Genomic DNA, 20,367 nt, shown 5'->3' on the forward strand with positions numbered 1-20,367 from the left:
CCGCTTTAAATAAACGAAAATGCGTCGCTGAACATATGGGCTGCCAGCGCACCGCGCTCGTTACAAAAACGTTCACGGGCAATTTTCGCCATTTCAAAGCGACCAGCAATATAGATATCCTGCTCTGCCAATGAGCCGTAATCCTGCAATACTGCGCTCAGAACGGTGCCCGTTCTGCCATCCCATCCCTCTTCTGGCTGTTCGACGACTGGCACCACCCGCAGATTGGGGTGCTTAGCCGAAAAACCTTCAAGCTCGGTTAAGTCATACAGATGCTGGGATTCACGTCCACCCCAGTAAATAGCGATATCGCGCTCGGGTTGCTGCGCCAGCGCGGTCAGCAGGATAGAACGCACATACGAAAATCCAGTTCCGCCCGCAATCAACACCAGCGGACGCGTACTCTCTTCTCGCAGCCAGGCTTCACCATGCGGGATATCAACCGTCAGGGTTTTTTCCTTGTGAATGCGCTCCATCACGGCCATCGCGTAAAGATTCAGTTCGGACGCCCCAATGTGCAACTCAATAAAGTTTTTATCCATTGGGGTCGATGCCAGTGAAAAAGGACGTTTATCCCGATCGCCCATCACTACCATCAAATACTGGCCAGCCCGAAAGGAAAACGGCGCTTCAGGTAACAAACGAACGCGATAAACCGTATCGGTTATGGCTTCGACCGAAGTCACTTTACAGCTCAATGTTGTCATGCATTCCCTCTATAGGGTCATAAAAGCAAAACTGAGAACAGGGCAGCAGCCGTTAACGCCGGGGCTCTCTGTCACTAAAAATGGCCAATTCGTCCCATATTTCATCAATGCGGGCACAAACCTGTGGGTCTTTCTTGATGGGGTGACCCCACTCGCGTTGCGTCTCGCCAGGCCATTTATTGGTGGCGTCCAGACCCATTTTGGAGCCAAGGCCAGAAACCGGCGAGGCAAAATCAAGGTAATCTATCGGCGTATTTTCTACTAACACCGTATCGCGTGCCGGATCCATACGCGTAGTGATCGCCCATATCACGTCGTTCCAGTCACGCGCATTAACGTCATCATCGCAGACAATGACAAATTTCGTATACATGAACTGGCGTAAAAAAGACCACACCCCCATCATGACGCGTTTAGCATGGCCCGCGTACTGTTTCTTCATGGTAACGACCGCCAGACGGTAAGAGCAACCCTCCGGTGGCAAATAAAAATCGACAATCTCAGGAAACTGCTTTTGCAGGATCGGCACGAAAACTTCGTTCAACGCCACGCCCAAAACAGCAGGTTCATCCGGTGGCCGTCCGGTGTAAGTCGAGTGATAAATCGCATTCTGGCGCTGAGTAATGTGCGTAACGGTGAAAACCGGGAAGTGATCGACTTCATTGTAATAGCCAGTATGGTCACCATACGGCCCTTCCGCCGCCATTTCTCCCGGTTCAATATAGCCTTCCAGAACAATTTCTGCACTGGCGGGCACTTCCAAATCGTTCGACAAGCACTTCACCACTTCAGTCTTATGCCCACGCAGCAAACCCGCAAAGGCATATTCCGATAGCGTATCGGGCACGGGCGTCACCGCACCGAGGATCGTCGCAGGGTCAGCGCCCAATGCGACAGACACCGGAAAACGCTGCCCTGGATTTTCCTGACACCACTCCTGAAAATCCAGTGCGCCGCCGCGATGAGATAGCCAGCGCATGATCAGTTTGTTTTTGCCCAACACCTGCTGGCGGTAGATTCCCAGATTCTGCCGCTCTTTAAGCGGCCCGCGGGTCACGGTGAGCCCCCAGGTAATCAGCGGTGCGGCATCTTCCGGCCAGCACTGCATCACCGGAATCCGGCGCAGGTCAACGTCATCCCCCTGCCAAATCTGTTCCTGACACGGCGCAGAAGACAGGCGCTTCGTCGGCATATTTAATACCTGACGGAACTTCGGCATTTTATCCACCAGATCGCGGAACCCTTTGGGTGGCTCCGGCTCTTTCAGAAACGCCAGCAGCTTGCCCACCTCGCGTAGTGCGCTGACCTCTTCCTGCCCCATTCCCAACGCAACACGTTTCGGCGTGCCAAATAAATTGCACAGTACCGGCATGTCATAGCCTTTGGGGTTCTCAAACAGGAGGGCTGGGCCTTCCGCACGCAGCGTTCGGTCAGCAATTTCCGTCATTTCAAGGTAGGGATCGATGGGCTGGGTAATGCGTTTTAACTCCCCTCTCTCTTCCAGCAGTGAGAGGAACTCGCGTAAGTCACGGTATTTCATGCTATTCATCGGGGGCAGTCTATCGTTCTGGCTATTATAAAGTCTCTTCGCCAACCTGTCGCTTCCCGCAACGCCTATTTATGGTAAGAATCTGCTCACTATCAAGAATCCGAACGCCAAAATGTGGTAACAAAAATATCTGCCGAAAATTTTTTATCCGTGCTCGCTTTTGTTATGCTTGCTCGTCGGAATCATAAGTCTGCGAAATTATGGAAGCCTGGTACTTACTGTATTGTAAACGTGGTCAACTGCTGCGAGCAAAAGAGCATCTGGAACGTCAAGATGTCACCTGCGTGAGCCCGATGATCACGCTGGATAAGATCGTTCGTGGTAAACGGACCGAAGTGTGTGAGCCGCTGTTCCCGAACTACCTGTTTGTGGAGTTCGATCCCGAACGCATCCACACCACCACCATCAGCGCGACGCGTGGGGTGAGTAACTTTGTGCGATTCGGTGCGCTGCCGGCGACCATTCCGCAGCAGGTTATCGATGAATTGTCACTTCGCCCGATTCAGGGAATCATTGACCCACTGACGCCACAGCCCGGCGATAGCGTGGTTATTACCGACGGTATTTTCTCTGGCCTTCAGGCTATTTACACCGAGCCTGACGGCGAAGCTCGCTCGATGCTGTTGCTCAATATGCTGAACAAACAGGTAAGACAGAGCATTGATAACCGCGAGTTTCGCAAAGCCTAATCCTTTGAAAATATAGCCCTTTGAAAAAATAGCCCGACGCTCCTTGCCTCTTTGTCCTACCCGGCGCGTTTATCCCGCGCCGGATGAGAACAGACCTAGCGTTGCATATGCTGATCGTGCAGCCACTGTGCGACACGCTTGGCAAAATAGGTCAGCACACCATCTGCACCCGCGCGTTTAAAGCACAGCAGAGACTCCATCACTACCGGTTGTTCTTGCAACCAGCCGTTCTGAATCGCCGCCATGTGCATCGCATATTCGCCAGATACCTGATAAGCAAACGTCGGCACGCCGAACGACTCTTTGACGCGACGCACCACGTCCAGATAAGGCATCCCCGGTTTGACCATCACCATATCCGCGCCTTCCTGCAAATCCTGCGCGATTTCCTGCAAGGCTTCATCGCTGTTAGCCGGATCCATCTGATAGGTTTTCTTGTTGCCACCTTTCAGGTTGCCCGCTGAGCCCACGGCGTCACGGAAAGGCCCGTAATAGCACGATGCATACTTAGCTGAATACGCCATGATCTGGGTATTGATCAGGTTTTGCGCTTCAAGAGTGTCACGAATAGCGCCGATGCGGCCGTCCATCATGTCGCTCGGCGCAATAATTTCTGCTCCGGCTTCTGCGTGGGACAGCGCCTGACGTACCAAAATCTCCTTGGTGACGTCGTTAATCACATAACCATCTGCATCGATAATCCCGTCCTGCCCGTGTGTGGTATAGGGATCGAGCGCCACATCCGTCAGCAAACCCAGCTCAGGGACAGCGTCTTTCAGCGCGCGGATCGCGCGAGGAACCAGACCTTCCGAGTTATAGGCTTCTTCGGCATAGAGTGATTTTTTATCCGCTTCAATGACGGGGAACAGCGACAGTACCGGAACGCCGAGCTTAGCGATCTCTTCGGCTTCTTTCAGAAGCACGTCGATAGTCATCCGGTATACCCCCGGCATGGAGGGAACTTCCTGACGATGATTTATCCCTTCCATCACGAAAACGGGATAAATCAAATCATTCACCGTCAGTTGATTTTCAGCAACCAGGCGACGGCTGAAATCATGGCGGCGAATGCGGCGCATACGTCGGCCAGGGAAAGTGCCGGGAAAAGCAGTGCTCATGTCATTATTCTCCTGAATCAGGCCAGCCGGAAAACCCGGCGGGCATTTTCATCTGTTGTCTGTCCCAACCATGTGGCATCTTCTCCACGCCACTCCGCAATCTGGCGAATAATATGAGGCAGATAACAGGGTTCGTTACGGCGGGAGGCCGGTTTAGGGCGAAAATCCCGGGGTAACAGATAAGGTGCATCGGTTTCCACCAACAGCCGATCGGCAGGAATATGCGGCAATAAGGCACGCAGCTCAAGTCCGCGGCGCTCATCGCAAACCCAGCCGGTAATGCCAACCATCAGTCCCGCAGCCAGACACTCATCCAATTCATGGCGATTGCCGGTAAAGCAGTGAACCACGGCAGCAGGTAATTGACTCAGCCATGGCGTCAACAGAGAGATAAAGCGGGAATGGGCATCACGGCAATGAAGGAAAACGGGCATGGACCGTTCGGCCGCTATCGCTAGCTGCGCACTGAATGCCCGTTCCTGCTCTTCTGGAGTCGAAAAGTTACGGTTGAAATCCAACCCGCATTCGCCAATAGCAACCACGCAAGCGTCGCTTGCCATCTGGTGAATCTGTTCAGCGATGGCGTCATTCCATTGGCTGGCATCGTGCGGATGAACACCCGCCGTTGACCAACAGTAATCGGGATAGGCTTGCGCCAGTAACATGGCCTGATGGCTTTCCTGGGCGTTGGTTCCGGTGATCAAGATGCCACTGACACCCGCTTGCTTTGCCCGGATGACGACCTGCTCTCGGTCTTTTTCAAACTGAGAACTGGTTAGGTTGACACCGATATCAAACATGACTCTCACTCTGGCGAATAAAAAATAAGACCTCTCAAAGAGAGGTCATTTTACCGTCCTGCCGCAGGGAACCGTTCGTTACTGCGATGGCTCTTCCGTTTCAGCCCGTCGGCCTTTGCCAACATAAAACCGTGCGAAGAATACACCGATTTCAAACAGCAGATACATCGGAATCGCCAGTAGCGTCTGTGAGAAAACGTCCGGCGGCGTCAGCAGCATCCCGACAACAAATGCGCCCACCAAAATATAAGGGCGTTTTTTCTTCAGATCTTCTGGCGTCACCACACCACTCCAGCAGAGCAGCACGATGGCAACGGGCACCTCAAACGATACGCCGAACGCCATGAATAGCGCCATAACAAAATCGAGGTAGTTATTGATGTCTGTCGCAATCAGCACACCAACCGGCGCGGTTTTCGCAAAAAAGCCAAACGCCAACGGGAACACCACAAAGTACGCAAACGCCATGCCCGAATAAAATAGCAGGCTGCTGGATACCAGCAACGGCATCATTAAGCGGCGTTCGTGTTTATACAGAGCAGGAGCCACAAACGCCCACACCTGATACAGCACAAGTGGCGCAGCGACAAACACTGAGACAATCATCGTCAGCTTTATCGGTGTAAAGAAAGGCGAAGCGACATCGGTCGCGATCATGCTGGCACCCGCAGGCAATTGCTTGATGAGCGGCGCAGAAACCACTTGGTAAATGTCATTGGCAAAGTACACCAGCACAACAAATACCGCCAGCACACAGATGATGCTGTTCAATAGCCGCTTACGTAGCTCAATTAGGTGGCTAATTAGCGGTTGAGTATCTTCATCGGCCATAAACTAACGACTATCGCTCGGTTGGCGGGCAGAAACAGCAGAAGACTGGGACTGCTCAGGTTTGACATTATCGTTGCCGACAACAACATCATCACTTGTGGCATTGCGGCCATCATAGTGATGTTTAGCAGCAGCGTTTTCAGGCTTCTGCTGGCTGTCTGCAGGACGTACTGCGGTTTCCGCTTCGATCACCCCATCGTAGGCCGCTTCAGGATCGTTTAGCGGGGTATTGCGCTGCGGTTCCACCGTCGCACTATGACCATCTGACGCGCTATGATCATCTGACTTTTGGTGATCATCTGATTTCTGCGGTGACAATGGCTCGGTATAGCCACGTTTCATCGCTTCTGCCGCCTCTTTGAGTTCATCCATTGAGGCTTTCAACTCCGGCGACAGATTCTGCAAACTGGCTTTTTCGACTTTCTTCAGGCTTTCCTGAAACTCCTGGAGTTTCAGCTCCTGCGACAGCTCATTCTGAACCGTAGACGCCAGTGAACGCAGCGTCCTGATCCAGCTTGCAACCGTTCTGACTGCCACAGGCAAACGCTCCGGCCCGAGGACAATCAGGCCGAGAACCATCACTAATAGCAGTTCACCAAAACCGATATCAAACACAGATTACACCTGCTCTTTATGCTGGCTCTTCGTTTCGCCCGGCTTGACATCTGACTGGTTGTCAGCGATAGACTTGGTAGAGAAATCAGCATCTGGCTGTGTTTTGTCTGGGCTAGTAGACGGCTGATCGTCACCCATCGCTTTCTTAAAGCCTTTGATGGATGCTCCCAGATCCGACCCCAGCGTTCTCAGCTTGTTGGTTCCGAACAGCAAGATGACGATGACTGCGATAATCAACAGGTTCCAGAGACTAATACCACCCATAACATTTACCTCTTTTCAAAAAGGGGAACGACAGAATTCTCGTTATTATACCGGGTAATTCTGGCGTGCATCATGATCTGCTTCAACGAGTTCGACGCCAACCGATAATCCAAGCGACGATCCCTGCCGCCATCAACCCAGCGGGAACCATATCAGCTTCAACACGGCTGACCAGTAACAACGTACCACTGATTAGCAGCGTTGCGCCAATACCCAAAAGATATCGTGATTGTCCTTGGCGCGCCTGCTGCATTCTCAGCTCGTGAGTCAGCTTATCGACGCTTTGTTTTAACATCTTATTCTGACGCAATCCGTCATAAAACAGCTCGGGAATTTCCGGTAATTTTTCAGCCCAGAACGGTGCCTTTTCTTTTAGCGCGCGGAAGACAGCAGGTAAACCGACCTGCTGTTTCAGCCAGCTCTCCAGAAACGGCTTGGCGGTTTTCCACAGGTCGAGCTGCGGATAAAGCTGCCGACCCACGCCTTCAATATACAGCAGCGTTTTTTGCAGCAACACCAGTTGAGGCTGTACTTCCATATTGAAGCGACGCGCCGTATTAAACAGATTCAATAATACATGGCCGAACGAAATTTCCGCCAACGGCTTCTCGAAGATCGGCTCACAAACCGTACGAATAGCAAACTCAAAATCTGCAACATTGGTGTCTGGAGGCACCCAGCCCGAATCCACATGCAGTTCGGCAACTTTGCGATAATCACGGTTGAAGAAGGCGATGAAATTCTCAGCCAGATAGCGCTTATCTTCTTTATTCAACGAACCGACGATACCGCAATCAATACCGATGTATTGCGGGTCCTCTGGGTGCTCGTAGCTGATAAAGATATTGCCGGGATGCATATCTGCATGGAAGAAGCTATCGCGGAACACCTGCGTGAAGAAAACCTGAACGCCGCGTTCTGCCAGTAACTTCATATCCGTGCCATTGGCTTTCAGCGCGTCGACATCAGAAACAGGAATACCGTAGATTCGCTCCATCACCAACATACTTTCGCTGCAATAATCCGAATAAACTTCCGGCACATACAGCATCAGGCTGTTCTCAAAATTACGCCGCAGTTGGATAGCGTTTGCCGCTTCTCGCAGCAAATTCAGCTCATCAAGCAGCGTTTTTTCATATTCCAGCACCACTTCGCGCGGACGCAGGCGGCGACCATCCGGCAACAGGTGAGGCAACCAACCCGCCAGGCGTTTCATCAGACGCATATCCGCCTTGATGACAGGCAAAATGTCTGGGCGGATGACCTTGATAACGATCTCTTTTCCCGTACTTTTCAGGCACGCGGTATGAACTTGCGCAATCGAGGCAGAGGCCAGCGGTTTAATATCAAAATCGTCAAACCACTCTTCAAGAGGGATTCCGTCCATCGACAGCTCAATTTGTTCGCGCGCCAGTTTGCCGTCAAACGGCTCAACCTTATCTTGCAACATCGCTAGCTGATCGGCGATAGCGGGCGGGAACAGATCGCGGCGTGTAGACATCATTTGTCCGAACTTAATCCACACAGGCCCCAGTTCCTGAAGCGCCAAACGTAGACGTTCCCCTAAAGGCTTATTACGGTGACGATTGGGTAACCAGAACAGCAGACGACGACCCACACGTAACGGAAGCGTCAGTCGCATTTTAGGAATAAGCTCGTCTAGACCATAGCTCAACAGCACACGCACAATGCTGTAAAGGCGGCGTAATTCACTGGGCGTCATCGTAAAGCCTCCAGCTTCGCCAGCCGTTCGGACAACGTATCGGCGGATTTATCCAACGCAACAATTTCCTCATGGAACCAGGCATTTTCGAGTTTTCCCGGAGCCAGTCGCCACTCTTCCGTTAACGTCTCGGACAGGAAATGTTGCTGCTGATGTAGAGATCGTTTCAGGAAGCTCAGGGTTTTCTGTGCCGTCTGGGTAAGACCCTGAGCAACAATATCGCCCAGATAAGGGGACAACCACTCCGCCGGATCGAACTCCGCCAGATCAAACAGCACGATGAACTGTTGAACGACTTGAATATCGCCTTCTATCACCAGCTCGCCGCTGCGCATCAGCGACGATAGCTGTTGACGATCGCGTAATTTCATCAGAACCGGAATGCGTGTTTTAAGGCAGCAATCCGCAGGTTCGCCCCATTGGCTGATAACGTCCAGCCGCTGTTCGTTGAACACCAGCACCAAGGGCACATCCAGTTCAGCCAACTCGATCTGGAGTGTTTTCCCCTGTAAGCGCTGGCGGGCAGACTTCATACTTCGATCACACGAAAAACCACGATCGCAAGAAACAGTATCGTGAAAAAGCAGCTGATTCAGCGCGGTTTCTAGCGTAGCAGTCAGAAAAGACGTTATCAGCATTGGTATTTCCAATCAGAATTTAAACCCACGATGCAGCGCAACGATGCCACCAGTGAGGTTGAAATAATTAACGCTGTCAAAACCGGCGTCGCTCATCATCCCTTTCAGCGTTTCCTGATCGGGGTGCATGCGGATGGACTCCGCCAGATAGCGGTAGCTTCCGGCATCACTTGCCACGGCTTCGCCAATCCTCGGCAAGATGTGGAATGAATAAGCATCATAAACAGTGCTCAGCTGTTTAATCACCGGTTTGGAAAACTCCAACACCAGCAACCGACCGCCGGGCTTCAGAACGCGGTACATCGAACGTAGCGCTTTGTTTTTGTCCGTCACGTTACGAAGACCAAAGGAGATAGTAATACAGTCGAAGAAGTCATCAGGGAACGGCAGCGCTTCTGCATTAGCCTGCACGTAATTGATGTTGTCGATAATGCCTTTGTTACGCAGTTTCTCGCGCCCCACTTTCAGCATAGACGCATTGATGTCCGCCAAAATGACTTCACCACCTTCACCAACCATGCGGGAAAATTTGGCAGTTAAATCCCCTGTTCCTCCGGCAAGATCCAAAACACGCTGGTTACGTCTAACGCCACTGCATTCGATAGTGAAACGCTTCCAGACACGGTGGATACCAAAGGACATCAGGTCATTCATCAAGTCATACTTTGCTGCTACAGAATGAAAAACCTCAGCCACCATGACTTCTTTTTCATCCTTGGCGACAGTCCGAAAACCAAAGTCGGCCGTTTTCTCCTGCTCACTTGCCATCTTATCCGCCTACTATTTCAGTCAAATTTCGGGTCTACCCATTTATGGTAAGAGTGTACCAGACCCGTATAAAAACCCCACTGCACTAATTTCACATAGCCTGGTGCCCAAGCCCGCGAAATCCATACCTATTTATATCCGTCATACTTCAAGCTGCTTGTGCGTTGGCTTCACTGACTCACCTCAGTCACTTACTTGAGTAAGCTCCTGAGGACTCGTGCGCTTGCCGCGCTACGAGGCGCATAAATGAGGCTCGCCCTAACGGGCCAACGCCTTGCGTTGTTCAAAATGCTAACGTTTTGTCACGCAACTCGAATTATTTAGGATTGGGTACGGGTAGCGAAAGGAGTTTCCCCTTCTTCGCCCTCCGTTTTCACGGTTGGTGAAACAGCGTCGGGTGCTACGGAATCCGGTAATTCATCGCGTTCAGCGTGCTCATGGGCCGTTGCTTTTTCTGCTAATGACGGGCTGATCGTGCGTTTAATTTCTACGCCCAGCGCACGGAACCCCTCAGCCTGGCCAATAAGGTTACCACGCCCAGAGGAAAGTTTATTCATCGCCTGACGATAAGTGCCCTGCGCTTTATCCAGACTCAGCCCCAGCGCTTCCATGTCGTCTACGAACAACCGCAGCTTATCGTACAGCCGCGACGCTTTTTCAGCGATCTGCTGCGCGTTGCGACTCTGCTGTTCATAGCGCCATAAATTATTGATGGTGCGTAATGCCACCAGCAGCGTGGTCGGGCTGACCAGCATAATATTGTGTTTTAACGCCTCGTTGATCAATTCGGGCTGGCGATCGATAGCAACCAGAAAGGCAGGTTCGACCGGAATAAACATCAGCACGTAGTCTAGCGAACGCAACCTCGGAAGCTGCTGATAATCTTTGCTGCTCAACTGCCGAATATGGCTGCGAACCGAGAGCAAATGTTCGTTCAGCGCCACACTCCGCTCTGCGTCATCGTCACTATTGAAATAACGCTCGTAGGCCACCAGCGACATCTTGGCATCGATCACGACATCTTTGCCCTGCGGTAAACGCACAATGACATCCGGTTGCAGGCGGCTATTTGCCCCCGTCTGCACACTGACCTGTGTTTGATACTCGTAGCCTTCCCGCAGGCCAGAGGCTTCGAGCACGCGGCTTAACACCACCTCACCCCAGTTACCCTGCGTTTTGTTATCGCCCTTCAGCGCTTTCGTCAGGTTGATGGCCTCATGTGCCATCTGCGCGTTCAGCTGTTGCAGATTGCGGATTTCATGCGCCAGCGTGTGACGTTCGCGCGCTTCCGCACCAAAGCTGTCCTGCACCTGACGGCGGAACCCATCAAGCTGCTCACGCAGCGGCATCAGCAGCTTATCCAGACTCTGCTTATTTTGTTCATCCACCTTACGACCGCTGTGTTCAAAAATCCGGTTCGCCAGATTCTCAAACTGCGTCGTCAACCGCTGTTCGCTGTTTGCCAGCAGCCGCTGCTTTTCTTCCGCCGCCATACGGGTTTCTTCCAACCGAATGGTGACTTCCCGCAGCTCCGCTTCCTGCGCGCTATTGATTTCACGCAGCGTTCGCAGTTCCTGATTTAACTGCACGCACTCTTCACGGAGTGAGGTAAGCTGTTGCAGCTTTTCATGGCTGGCAGAGAGTTGAGCGTGAACCGTGCGCAGCTCTAGCTCGTTTTGCCGCAGCCGCTGTTCGTCCTGCAGCTTTGCCTGCTGTTGTTCGCTGAGCGACTGCTGAGTCTGCTGCAATGTCTGCGCCAGCAAGCGCTGTTCGGTGTCATGCTGCGACAGCTTCTGCTGATGAATCAAGCTGGCAACCAACCACCCGACCAGTAGCCCGACCGCACTGCCGCCCAGACCATAAAATATGCTGATATCCACTTTGCCTCCGCAGGCCTTTCACGCTGTCGGTCAAGGTAAAATGATACTGTATGGATGTCCAGAAACAATTCCGGTGGGGAAGACGCTGAGCAGAAAAATGCGAGCCGCATTCCATATGAACAGGGATAGACGATAATTTGCAGAAGAATCAGATCGGTAACGCAGAAATCCCCCCAGCGTGAAACACCACGTTGGGGGAACTGAAGCAGAAGAGGGCAACTTAGGCTAAGCGCTGCTTCGCATCACTAATCGCTTTAGCAACCTGCTGTGGTGACACGCCACCTTGTGCCGCACGCTTATCCAGACAGGATTGCAATGCCAGAATCGGGTACACATCCTCGCCAATCACAGCGCTGAATTTTTGCAGATCGGCCAGCGGCAGCGCTTCCAACGCTTTACCCTGACGAATGGCTTCAACTACCGCTTCGCCCACGATATGGTGCGCTTCACGGAACGGAACGCCTTTCGCGACCAGGTAATCCGCCAGCTCTGTCGAGTTCGCGTAGCCTTGCTCGGCCGCTTCTTTACAGCGCGGACGCTTAACCTGAATGCCTTCCAGCACCAGACCCGCCATCATCAGGCAGTCGTGCCAAGTATCCAGCGCGTCAAACAGCCCTTCTTTGTCTTCCTGCATGTCTTTGTTATACGCCAGCGGCAGGCCTTTAAGCGTCATCATCATGCCGGTCAACGCGCCCTGTACGCGACCGCATTTACCGCGAATCAGCTCCAGCGCATCCGGGTTTTTCTTCTGCGGCATCAGGGAAGAACCTGATGTCACACGGTCAGACAGCTCAACGAACGCCGCTTCACCGCTGTTGAAGAAGATCAGATCTTCGGCAAAGCGCGACAGGTGGATCATGCCGATCGAAGCATCAGACAGCAGTTCCAGTACATGATCGCGATCGGAAACCGTATCCAGACTGTTACGCGTGGCCGAGGCAAATCCCAGCCAGCCCGCCAGTTGCTCACGGTCGATTGGATAAGCCGTTCCTGCCAGTGCACCGCAGCCCAGTGGACTGACATCCAGACGCTTCAGCGTATCTTCCAGACGACTTTCATCACGCGCCAGCATTTCATGGTAGGCCAGACACCAGTGCGCAAACGTCACCGGCTGTGCGCGCTGTAGGTGGGTGTAGCCCGGCATCACCGCATCCTGATTCGCTTCCGCCGTCGTAACCAGCGCCTGACGCAGTTGGCGTACCGACAGCAGCAGTTCAACAATCTGCGCCTTGCACCACAGTTTCAGATCCGTCGCAACCTGATCGTTACGGCTACGACCGGTATGCAGCTTTTTACCTAAATCGCCGACTTTCTCAATCAGACGCAGTTCAACCCAGCTGTGAATGTCTTCTGCATCGCTTTGCAGGATCATCTCAGGATCAGCCTGTACCTCAACCAGCAGCGCATTCAGCGCCTGTTCCAGTTGTTGCTGTTCCTGCTCGCTGAGCACATTGACCGTCACCAGTGCTTTCGACCAGCCGATCGAGCCAACGATGTCCTGTTCCGCCAGACGGTAATCAAACCGCAGTGAGTCATTAAATTGTTTAAAACGCTGATCTGCTGCCTGACTAAACCGACCGCCCCACAAAGCCATAACCCTTACTCCCAAAAATATAATTCACGTTGGTATCGCATCATGCCATACCCAGAAACGACTTACGCCAGAATACGTGTGCCAATCGCCACACCGTTGAACAGCGCAGGTAGCTGCTCGGCATGACGCCAACTGGCGATATCAACCGGACGACCCAGCGCACGCGCGGCATCCAGCGCGGCGTTGACCTTAACAATCATGCCGTCGGTGATGATGCCCTGAGCGATCAACTGCTCGGCTTTCTCCGCCGTCATTTCGGCGATACGCTGGCCTTTACCGTCCAGAATGCCGCTAACATCAGACAGCAGGATTAAATCCGCGCCCAGCGTTTGCGCCAGCGCCGTCGCTGCCTGATCGGCATTGACGTTCATCAGGTCGCCCTGTGCCGTAATACCGATGGAGCTAACAACAGGCAGATAGCCCGCTGACAGCAGCGTGTTCAGCAGCGCAGGCGATCCCGCTTCTGCTTTACCCACAAAGCCCAAAGACTCATCTAGCTGTGTGACCGTCGTGCTGCCGCCATCGCCCAGACACAAGCCGACCGCATTGATGTCATGCTTCTTCGCCCATGACAGCAGCGTCTTGTTGGCGGAACCCGCCAGCGCACCGGTGATGATATCAATCTGATCGGCAGGCGTGACGCGCAGGCCGTTTTTCTTCACGACGGGCAGCGCCAGTTTCTTCATCAGGTCATCCACCAGACAGCCGCCGCCGTGCACAATCACCAGCGGACGCTGGTGTTCCTGACGGTAAGCCACCAGCGCAGTGAACAGGCGTTCCAGCGCTTCTTCGCTATCCAGTAAAACGCCACCTAATTTGATAATTAACGGATTCATTATGCTTCGCGCCTCGAAATGTCGGGACCAGTAGTGATTAAATTAACGATTGGGTTTCAGGGAAACCAAAACGAATGTTCATGCATTGCACAGCCTGTGCCGCCGCACCTTTCAGCAGGTTATCCTCGGTTGCCACCACGATCAGGTGCTCACCATCAACAGAGAAACCGATATCGCAGAACGGCAGGCCGACAACGGATTTCAGCGCCGGAACGCCCTTATCGTACAGGCGAACCAGCGGCTTATCGTGATAAGCATTGTGATAGGCCTCAGCGACATCCTGCTGGGTTACGCCCGGTTGCAGGCGACAGGTGATAGTTTCCAGAATACCGCGAGCGAAGTTGCCCAAATGCGGTGTGAAGATCACTGGCGTACCGAGGTGCGTTGAAATTTCAGGCTCATGGCGGTGGTTGAAAATGCCGTACGGTTGCAGGCTGACTTCACAGAAGCTGCTGGTCAGCGACGCTTTACGCCCCGCCCCGCTCACGCCGCTCACGGCATTAATCACTGGCCACTGAGCCGGGTTCAGCAGTTGGGCATCCAGCAGCGGCTTAAGCGCCAGTTGCGCAGCCGTTGGATAACAGCCCGGCACGGCAACCAGTTGTGCCTGTTTTACGCTTTCAGCACGCCATTCGGCCAGCCCGTAAACCGCTTTTGCCAGCCAGTCAGGGTGCTGATGCTCAAAGCCATAGTAACGACGATAAAATTCGGCATCCTGTACGCGGAACGCGCCGGACAAATCAAAAACAGTACAGCCTGCTGCCAGAAAAACAGGGGCCAGATCGTGGCTGACCTTGTGATCGGTCGCCAGAAAAACGACATCCACGCCTTTCGCCGCTTCTTCCGCATCGGTCAGCGGTTTTACCGGGATATCGATGATGCCTTTGAGCTGCGGATGTAAATCAGAAATCAATTTTCCTGCATCGACACTTTGCGCAGAAACCATCAAAGCGGTTATGTTCATCTGTGGGTGACGGTTCAGGTAGAGCGCAAGCTCAGCGCCGGTATAACCACTTGCACCAACAATCAGCGTATTCAGCATGGGATCCGTATACCTTCTTACTTATCTATGGAACAGGTAACAGGGCTCACCAGCGTCGGTACGCTGTTCACCCGCGAAACTCAGTGAAAGTGACGAATCGCCATCGCCGTACCTTTGGGTTTCCTTTCGCCGAGCATTATTGTATTTTTATTCAAAATAAATGCATGAATATTGATACTATCCTAACCAGAGGCTGTCAACAGTGAAGATGAATTTACCCCCTTTTATTGAGCTATATCGGGCATTGATCGCCACACCGTCCATCAGTGCCACCGACAGCGCGCTCGATCAAAGTAATCATACCTTAATCAACCTGCTGGCAGGCTGGTTCGGCGATCTCGGCTTCCATGTGGAAGTCCAACCAGTCCCCGGCACCCTCAATAAATTTAATATGCTGGCGCGGATTGGTGAAGGAAAAGGTGGCTTATTGTTAGCAGGCCACACCGACACCGTCCCGTTCGACGACGGTCGCTGGACGCGCGACCCGTTCACGCTGACCGAACATGACAACAAGCTGTACGGCCTGGGTACGGCGGACATGAAAGGCTTCTTTGCCTTTATTCTGGATGCGTTGCGCGATATCGATCCGACCAAGCTGACGAAACCGCTCTATGTGCTGGCAACGGCAGATGAAGAGACGACGATGGCCGGTGCCAAGTATTTCTCCGAATCGACGCAGATTCGCCCGGACTGCGCCATCATCGGCGAACCGACCTCGCTGCAACCGGTGCGCGCCCACAAGGGCCATATGTCCAACGCGATCCGCATTCAGGGGCAGTCTGGCCACTCCAGCGATCCGTCGCGCGGCGTGAACGCGATCGAGCTGATGCACGAAGCCATTTCTCATCTGCTGGTGCTGCGTAACACGCTACAGGAACGCTATCACAATCCGATTTTCCACATTCCTCACCCGACCATGAACCTCGGGCACATTCACGGCGGCGATGCCGCTAACCGTATCTGCGGCTGCTGTGAGTTACATATGGATATCCGTCCGCTGCCGGGCATTACGCTTAACGATCTGGACGGTTTGCTGTCAGAAGCGCTTGAGCCTGTCAGCCAGCGCTGGCCGGGCCGCTTGACCATCAGCGAGCTGCATCCGCCGATTCCTGGCTATGAGTGCCCACCAGACCACCGTCTGGTGTCCGTCGTGGAGAATCTGCTGGGGACGAAAACGGAAATCGTTAACTACTGCACCGAAGCACCGTTTATTCAGACGCTGTGTCCAACGCTGGTTCTGGGGCCAGGATCAATCGAGCAGGCGCACCAGCCGGATGAATATATTGATACCAAGTTTATTAAACCAACGCGGGATCTGATCTCGCAGGTGATTCATCACTTCTGCCACCACTGATCCAACGAAAGCGGCCTTGTCAGCCATGCTGACAGGGTCATTTTGAGACAGAGAATGAAAAAGAAAGATTTCATCGCACAGGATCTACTGAGCAAAATCTATCAGCACACCGACCCGCTGCCAGAGAAGCTGCCGCCGGAACGCCAGTTGGCGGAAGAATACGGCGTGTCGCGCTTTACCATCCGTCAGGCGCTGGAAAAACTCGCCAGCATCGGCGCGATCCATATGGTGCAGGGATCGGGTAACTTCATTAATCAGGGCGTACGCAGCAACCCGCTGGTGTATAACTCGATTACCGAAAAGAAATTTAACCAGATTTCATTCCGTCTGCTTAGCCTGCATAAGCGGCTGCCGACTCGGGAAGAGCAGCAGGTTTTTGCTATCAGCGAAAATACGTTCATCTGGGAATTCAGTCGATTACGTTATGTCGATAACCGTAAGGTGCAGATTGAGATATCGAAAATGCCCGCCGCAGATTTCCCGGACATGAGCCAGAAGATTATTGAAAGCTCTATTCAGCAGTATGTGCTCAGCAAGGGCTATGCGATTTCACACTACCTGACACATTATCAGGCGGTTAACGTCACTAAAGCACAGGCTGAGCTACTGGGCTGCAAGAAAGGCACGGCGGCGATGCACATTCTTAATCGCGGTATTTTACAGGGCGGTCGCGTGTACGAATCGAGCGATATCATCGACATTAACTACGCCTGCACCTACGTCATCCCCTTCAACCGCGATAACCTGAATTTCCGCCAGTCGCCATAATAGTTCACTCAAGGCGTATGCATCGTGCCATCGGGCAGGCGGCTCTGCGTCCATTCGTGCGGACGATAGACGACGGGGAACTGCCGTGCCGCATCCAGATCGATACCCACGCCAATACCGGGGCGCTCAATCGGATACAGATAGCCCTTCTCCGGTTCCACCGCCTGCGGGAAGACCTTGCGGGTATTTTCCGGGTAAGCGACAAACTCCTGAATCGCGGCGTTATGCAGGTGGATATTCAGGTGAATGTTAACCGCCGCACCGATCGGAGTCATATCCGGCGGGCAATGCCACGCGAGACGAACGCCAAAGCTCTGACAGAACGCGCCCAGTTTCAGCGCTGGCGTAATCCCGCCAATCTGTGAGACATGGCAGCGGATGAAATCAATCTGTCGATTAATCACCAGGCTCTGCCACTCGGCGGGGTTATTAAACAGCTCCCCGGTCGCGAGCGGCACCGCGCTCTGGCTGCGGATCTGCGCCAGCCACTCATTTTGCGCAGGCGGCAAAATGTCTTCGATGAAATAGGGACGATACACTTCTATCGTTTTGGCGAACTGCACGGCCTGATTCGGGAACAGACGCTCATGGACATCATGCAGAATGTGGAAACGCTCGCCGTATTTCTCGCGCAGCGCACGGAACATGGCGAGCGTGTTGGCCATGTACTGATCCTGATCGTAATAGGCTCCCTCCGTTGGCTGCCGCGTGCTGTGCAACGCATCGGGATTACCGCCATAGAATCCTAGCTGGCAGCGGATATGACGATAGCCCTGCGCATACAGCCGATCCACTTCCTGATACAGCCCGTCCAGCGTATCGCTGGCAGCATGGCTGTAAGCGGCAATGGCATCACGGGATTTCCCACCAAACAGGTGATAAAGCGGCATATCCGCCAGCTTGCCTTTGATATCCCACAGCGCCATATCGACGCCCGCCACCGCATTGTTGATCACCGGCCCGTTACGCCAATAAGCGTTGACCATCATCATGTGCCACAGATCTTCAATGTGGTTAGCATCCCGTCCTAGCAGCAGCGGTTTGAGGTACTCGTCCACCATCGCTTTGACGGCCAGCGGGCGCTGCTGGAAGGTCGCACATCCATAACCCGTCACGCCTTTATCCGTGTGAACCACCACCGTCACTAAATTATGGCGGTCGGGGCGGGTAACAAGACATTCAATGTCAGTAATGATTGTCGGCAACACAAAAATATCCTCCAGAGCATTTACCGGAATAGCTCTACCCGGCAAAAACACAGTCTAAAATCAGTTTCTTTTTTTGTTTTCTACTTATTTTTTCTTTTATTGTAAACCTCTTATTTAAAAGATTTATTTTGGTTTGAAAAAGCCATCTAATTGATTAAAAAACCAGACCAATTATCGAATAATGGCAACAAAAAGCCCCTTATAGGCTAACCATGTGACGAACTTCATGTTTTATTGGTTTGTTTTTTCTTCTTTAAGTTTTTACTATCGGTGGAAATAATTCGGCCAAAAATAACATAAGTCGATATCCTAAATAATTCGAATTTCAGGAAGGCGGCAAGCGAGGGAATCCCGATGAGCTTACTCAAGTAAGTGATTCGGGTGACTGAACGAAGCCAACGTACATGCAATTTGAATTATGACGGATATATGCGGGGAGTTTATTTCATGGGAAAAAATGACGTTATTCAGTCAATCATTAAACTGGTTGGCGGAAGCGAAAATATTAATAAAGCCTGGCACTGCATGACGCGGCTTCGGTTTGATTTAATTGATGAAAGTAAAGTGCAAACTGAAGCCATCAAAAGTCTGCCGGGCATATTAGGTGCCCAACATCAGAGTGAACAGTTTCAGATTATTATCGGGCCGCAGGTCAATGAGTATTACGAACTGCTGAACGCCCAGCTTTCGCCTACAGCGACATCACAGCCAGACGTGCAGAAGCAGAAGAAGGGGCTGATTTCGCTGTTCATGGATACCGTTTCCGGCGTATTTGGTCCGATCGTGCCTGCCATCGCGGGTGCCGGGATGATCAAAGGGCTGCTAGCCGGATTGATCGCCATGAAAGTGATCTCCGCGAAAACCGATACCGTGATCGTCCTCGATCTGATCGCCAGCGGCGTATTCTATTTCCTCCCGTTCTTCCTCGCCGTCTCGGCCGCGAAGATATTTAAAACGAACGAATATCTGGCGGCGGCCGTTGCAGCCTGCCTGATGTATCCGTCGTTGATGGAAGCCGCAAAGGCCTTAGCCAGCCACAGCCCTGATGCGGTCAGCGCCTTTTACTTTATGGGCGTGCTGCCCATTTCGGTGTTCAACTACTCCGCCAGCGTCATCCCGGTGATTTTCTCCGTGCTGGCGTTGAGTTATATCCACCGCTGGGTCGATCGCATTATGCCTTCGGTGCTGAAAACCGTGTTTACCCCAACGCTGACGCTGTTTATCGCCGCACTGGTGTCGCTCACGGTGATCGGGCCATTTGGTATCTACCTCGGTAAGCTGCTGGCGCTGTTTATCCAAAGCCTGTTCGATCTGTCCGCGGTCTTCGCGGGTTTTGTGGTCGGTGCGATCCGCCCTGTCGCCATCCTGACCGGCATGCATCACGCCATGACACCCATTGCGCTACAAAACTTCTCCGACCAAGGTTTTGATATGCTGATGCCGATGATGTGTATGGCCAATATGGCGATTGCAGGTTCCACGTTTGCCATCTACTTCCATGCCAAAAACCGTCAGGATAAATCTGTCGTACTGTCTGCCGGAGTGTCCGCGTTGCTCGGTATTACGGAACCCGCGCTGTTCGGCGTGCTGACGAAGTACAAAAAAGCGTTTATCGCCGCCACCGTCGCCAGTTCTATCGCTTCAGCCTTTATCGCGTTCTTCGGTGTCCGGCTGTATGGCTATATCTTGTCGAGTATTTTCAGCCTGCCAGCCTATATCGGCCCGTACTTTAGCTATGCCGTCTCTGGCATGGCTATCGCCATCGTGCTTTCTTTTACTCTAACTTATATTCTGGTCGTCAGAGCTTCTAAACAGTCGTAACCGCACTCGCGGGGCCGCTGCGCCCCGCGACGTTCCCCTGCTAATAAGTCCCTCTAATATCCGCGCCTCTGTAATTAAATTTCACAAATTGCCAAGCCAGCCTCAATGCAAGTACAAAGAATAAGGAGAAGAAAGAATCGTCAATTGACGAACCCGCCTTAT

At 52.7% G+C, this 20,367-nt stretch carries 19 protein-coding genes; 4 read left to right on the plus strand and 15 right to left on the minus strand.

Annotated features, from left to right (window positions below):
• Positions 1-5: 5 nt before the first annotated feature.
• Together fre and ubiD are read right to left on the minus strand one after the other, a co-directional pair.
• Positions 6-707 carry an NAD(P)H-flavin reductase gene (fre, locus tag EO763_RS20990; protein ID WP_161530096.1) on the minus strand — a complete coding sequence of 234 codons (702 nt, stop codon included), beginning with the start codon at positions 705-707 and terminating at the stop codon, positions 6-8.
• Positions 708-759: 52 nt separating this feature from the next.
• Positions 760-2,256: a 4-hydroxy-3-polyprenylbenzoate decarboxylase gene (gene ubiD / locus EO763_RS20995; RefSeq protein ID WP_010298663.1), complete on the minus strand. Its 1,497-nt coding sequence runs from the start codon at positions 2,254-2,256 to the stop codon at positions 760-762.
• A gap of 200 nt (positions 2,257-2,456) precedes the next feature.
• On the opposite strand from ubiD, the gene rfaH reads away from it, so the two are divergent.
• Entirely contained in the window at positions 2,457-2,945 is a 489-nt protein-coding gene (gene rfaH, locus EO763_RS21000; RefSeq protein ID WP_039364226.1) for a transcription/translation regulatory transformer protein RfaH, read from the plus strand.
• A gap of 95 nt (positions 2,946-3,040) precedes the next feature.
• Here rfaH and hemB read toward each other — a convergent pair whose 3' ends face one another.
• The 12 genes from hemB to argC all read right to left on the minus strand — a co-directional run bounded on the left by hemB (position 3,041) and on the right by argC (position 15,054).
• On the minus strand, positions 3,041-4,063 hold the full coding sequence (gene hemB, locus EO763_RS21005; RefSeq protein WP_161530097.1) for a porphobilinogen synthase: 1,023 nt from the start codon (positions 4,061-4,063) through the stop codon (positions 3,041-3,043).
• A gap of 17 nt (positions 4,064-4,080) precedes the next feature.
• Positions 4,081-4,863: a 3'-5' ssDNA/RNA exonuclease TatD gene (gene tatD / locus EO763_RS21010; RefSeq protein WP_161530098.1), complete on the minus strand. Its 783-nt coding sequence runs from the start codon at positions 4,861-4,863 to the stop codon at positions 4,081-4,083.
• Between the two features lie 78 nt (positions 4,864-4,941).
• Positions 4,942-5,694 carry a Sec-independent protein translocase subunit TatC gene (gene tatC / locus EO763_RS21015; RefSeq protein ID WP_010298656.1) on the minus strand — a complete coding sequence of 251 codons (753 nt, stop codon included), beginning with the start codon at positions 5,692-5,694 and terminating at the stop codon, positions 4,942-4,944.
• A gap of 3 nt (positions 5,695-5,697) precedes the next feature.
• The gene (gene tatB / locus EO763_RS21020; protein ID WP_161530099.1) at positions 5,698-6,309 is read right to left on the minus strand and encodes a Sec-independent protein translocase protein TatB; all 612 of its coding nucleotides are present in this window, start codon (positions 6,307-6,309) and stop codon (positions 5,698-5,700) included.
• A gap of 3 nt (positions 6,310-6,312) precedes the next feature.
• A complete protein-coding gene (tatA, locus tag EO763_RS21025) occupies positions 6,313-6,573 on the minus strand; it encodes a Sec-independent protein translocase subunit TatA (protein ID WP_039494730.1) in 261 nt (86 codons plus the stop codon).
• Positions 6,574-6,655: 82 nt separating this feature from the next.
• Positions 6,656-8,296, minus strand: a complete 1,641-nt coding sequence (ubiB, locus tag EO763_RS21030; protein ID WP_161530100.1) for a ubiquinone biosynthesis regulatory protein kinase UbiB — start codon at positions 8,294-8,296, stop codon at positions 6,656-6,658.
• Entirely contained in the window at positions 8,293-8,934 is a 642-nt protein-coding gene (ubiJ, locus tag EO763_RS21035; protein ID WP_039494734.1) for a ubiquinone biosynthesis protein UbiJ, read from the minus strand. Before ubiJ ends, ubiB begins: the two co-directional genes overlap by 4 nt.
• A 12-nt stretch (positions 8,935-8,946) precedes the next feature.
• Positions 8,947-9,702, minus strand: coding sequence for a bifunctional demethylmenaquinone methyltransferase/2-methoxy-6-polyprenyl-1,4-benzoquinol methylase UbiE (gene ubiE, locus EO763_RS21040; protein ID WP_039494736.1), 756 nt, complete (start codon positions 9,700-9,702; stop codon positions 8,947-8,949).
• 320 nt (positions 9,703-10,022) lie between these two features.
• Positions 10,023-11,582 carry a DNA recombination protein RmuC gene (rmuC, locus tag EO763_RS21045; protein ID WP_161530101.1) on the minus strand — a complete coding sequence of 520 codons (1,560 nt, stop codon included), beginning with the start codon at positions 11,580-11,582 and terminating at the stop codon, positions 10,023-10,025.
• Positions 11,583-11,802: 220 nt separating this feature from the next.
• On the minus strand, positions 11,803-13,176 hold the full coding sequence (gene argH / locus EO763_RS21050) for an argininosuccinate lyase (RefSeq protein WP_161530102.1): 1,374 nt from the start codon (positions 13,174-13,176) through the stop codon (positions 11,803-11,805).
• A 62-nt stretch (positions 13,177-13,238) separates the two neighbouring features.
• Positions 13,239-14,012, minus strand: coding sequence for an acetylglutamate kinase (gene argB, locus EO763_RS21055; RefSeq protein WP_010283794.1), 774 nt, complete (start codon positions 14,010-14,012; stop codon positions 13,239-13,241).
• Positions 14,013-14,049: 37 nt separating this feature from the next.
• The gene (gene argC, locus EO763_RS21060; protein WP_161530103.1) at positions 14,050-15,054 is read right to left on the minus strand and encodes an N-acetyl-gamma-glutamyl-phosphate reductase; all 1,005 of its coding nucleotides are present in this window, start codon (positions 15,052-15,054) and stop codon (positions 14,050-14,052) included.
• 202 nt (positions 15,055-15,256) lie between these two features.
• On the opposite strand from argC, the gene argE reads away from it, so the two are divergent.
• Together argE and EO763_RS21070 are read left to right on the plus strand one after the other, a co-directional pair.
• The gene (gene argE, locus EO763_RS21065; protein ID WP_029367983.1) at positions 15,257-16,408 is read left to right on the plus strand and encodes an acetylornithine deacetylase; all 1,152 of its coding nucleotides are present in this window, start codon (positions 15,257-15,259) and stop codon (positions 16,406-16,408) included.
• Positions 16,409-16,462: 54 nt separating this feature from the next.
• Positions 16,463-17,176: a GntR family transcriptional regulator gene (locus EO763_RS21070; RefSeq protein WP_010298630.1), complete on the plus strand. Its 714-nt coding sequence runs from the start codon at positions 16,463-16,465 to the stop codon at positions 17,174-17,176.
• A gap of 8 nt (positions 17,177-17,184) precedes the next feature.
• Here EO763_RS21070 and EO763_RS21075 read toward each other — a convergent pair whose 3' ends face one another.
• The gene (locus EO763_RS21075) at positions 17,185-18,384 is read right to left on the minus strand and encodes a starvation-sensing protein RspA (RefSeq protein ID WP_161530104.1); all 1,200 of its coding nucleotides are present in this window, start codon (positions 18,382-18,384) and stop codon (positions 17,185-17,187) included.
• 447 nt (positions 18,385-18,831) lie between these two features.
• Between EO763_RS21075 and EO763_RS21080 the strand changes: the two genes are divergently transcribed.
• Positions 18,832-20,205, plus strand: coding sequence for a PTS transporter subunit EIIC (locus EO763_RS21080; RefSeq protein WP_161530105.1), 1,374 nt, complete (start codon positions 18,832-18,834; stop codon positions 20,203-20,205).
• Positions 20,206-20,367: the final 162 nt, after the last annotated feature.

The organism is Pectobacterium odoriferum, from assembly GCF_009931295.1.
In the GTDB taxonomy this organism is placed as follows: domain Bacteria; phylum Pseudomonadota; class Gammaproteobacteria; order Enterobacterales; family Enterobacteriaceae; genus Pectobacterium; species Pectobacterium odoriferum.

Excerpts from the sequence above, each read along its gene's own strand:
- ubiJ (WP_039494734.1), bottom strand. The coding sequence starts at position 8,934 with ATGCTGATAACGTCTTTTCTGACTGCTACGCTAGAAACCGCGCTGAAT.
- ubiB (WP_161530100.1), bottom strand. The coding sequence starts at position 8,296 with ATGACGCCCAGTGAATTACGCCGCCTTTACAGCATTGTGCGTGTGCTG.
- tatC (WP_010298656.1), bottom strand. The coding sequence starts at position 5,694 with ATGGCCGATGAAGATACTCAACCGCTAATTAGCCACCTAATTGAGCTA.
- ubiD (WP_010298663.1), bottom strand. The coding sequence starts at position 2,256 with ATGAATAGCATGAAATACCGTGACTTACGCGAGTTCCTCTCACTGCTG.
- EO763_RS21080 (WP_161530105.1), top strand. The coding sequence starts at position 18,832 with ATGGGAAAAAATGACGTTATTCAGTCAATCATTAAACTGGTTGGCGGA.
- argH (WP_161530102.1), bottom strand. The coding sequence starts at position 13,176 with ATGGCTTTGTGGGGCGGTCGGTTTAGTCAGGCAGCAGATCAGCGTTTT.
- ubiE (WP_039494736.1), bottom strand. The coding sequence starts at position 9,702 with ATGGCAAGTGAGCAGGAGAAAACGGCCGACTTTGGTTTTCGGACTGTC.
- argB (WP_010283794.1), bottom strand. The coding sequence starts at position 14,012 with ATGAATCCGTTAATTATCAAATTAGGTGGCGTTTTACTGGATAGCGAA.
- argC (WP_161530103.1), bottom strand. The coding sequence starts at position 15,054 with ATGCTGAATACGCTGATTGTTGGTGCAAGTGGTTATACCGGCGCTGAG.
- hemB (WP_161530097.1), bottom strand. The coding sequence starts at position 4,063 with ATGAGCACTGCTTTTCCCGGCACTTTCCCTGGCCGACGTATGCGCCGC.
- tatA (WP_039494730.1), bottom strand. The coding sequence starts at position 6,573 with ATGGGTGGTATTAGTCTCTGGAACCTGTTGATTATCGCAGTCATCGTC.
- rfaH (WP_039364226.1), top strand. The coding sequence starts at position 2,457 with ATGGAAGCCTGGTACTTACTGTATTGTAAACGTGGTCAACTGCTGCGA.
- fre (WP_161530096.1), bottom strand. The coding sequence starts at position 707 with ATGACAACATTGAGCTGTAAAGTGACTTCGGTCGAAGCCATAACCGAT.
- tatD (WP_161530098.1), bottom strand. The coding sequence starts at position 4,863 with ATGTTTGATATCGGTGTCAACCTAACCAGTTCTCAGTTTGAAAAAGAC.
- EO763_RS21070 (WP_010298630.1), top strand. The coding sequence starts at position 16,463 with ATGAAAAAGAAAGATTTCATCGCACAGGATCTACTGAGCAAAATCTAT.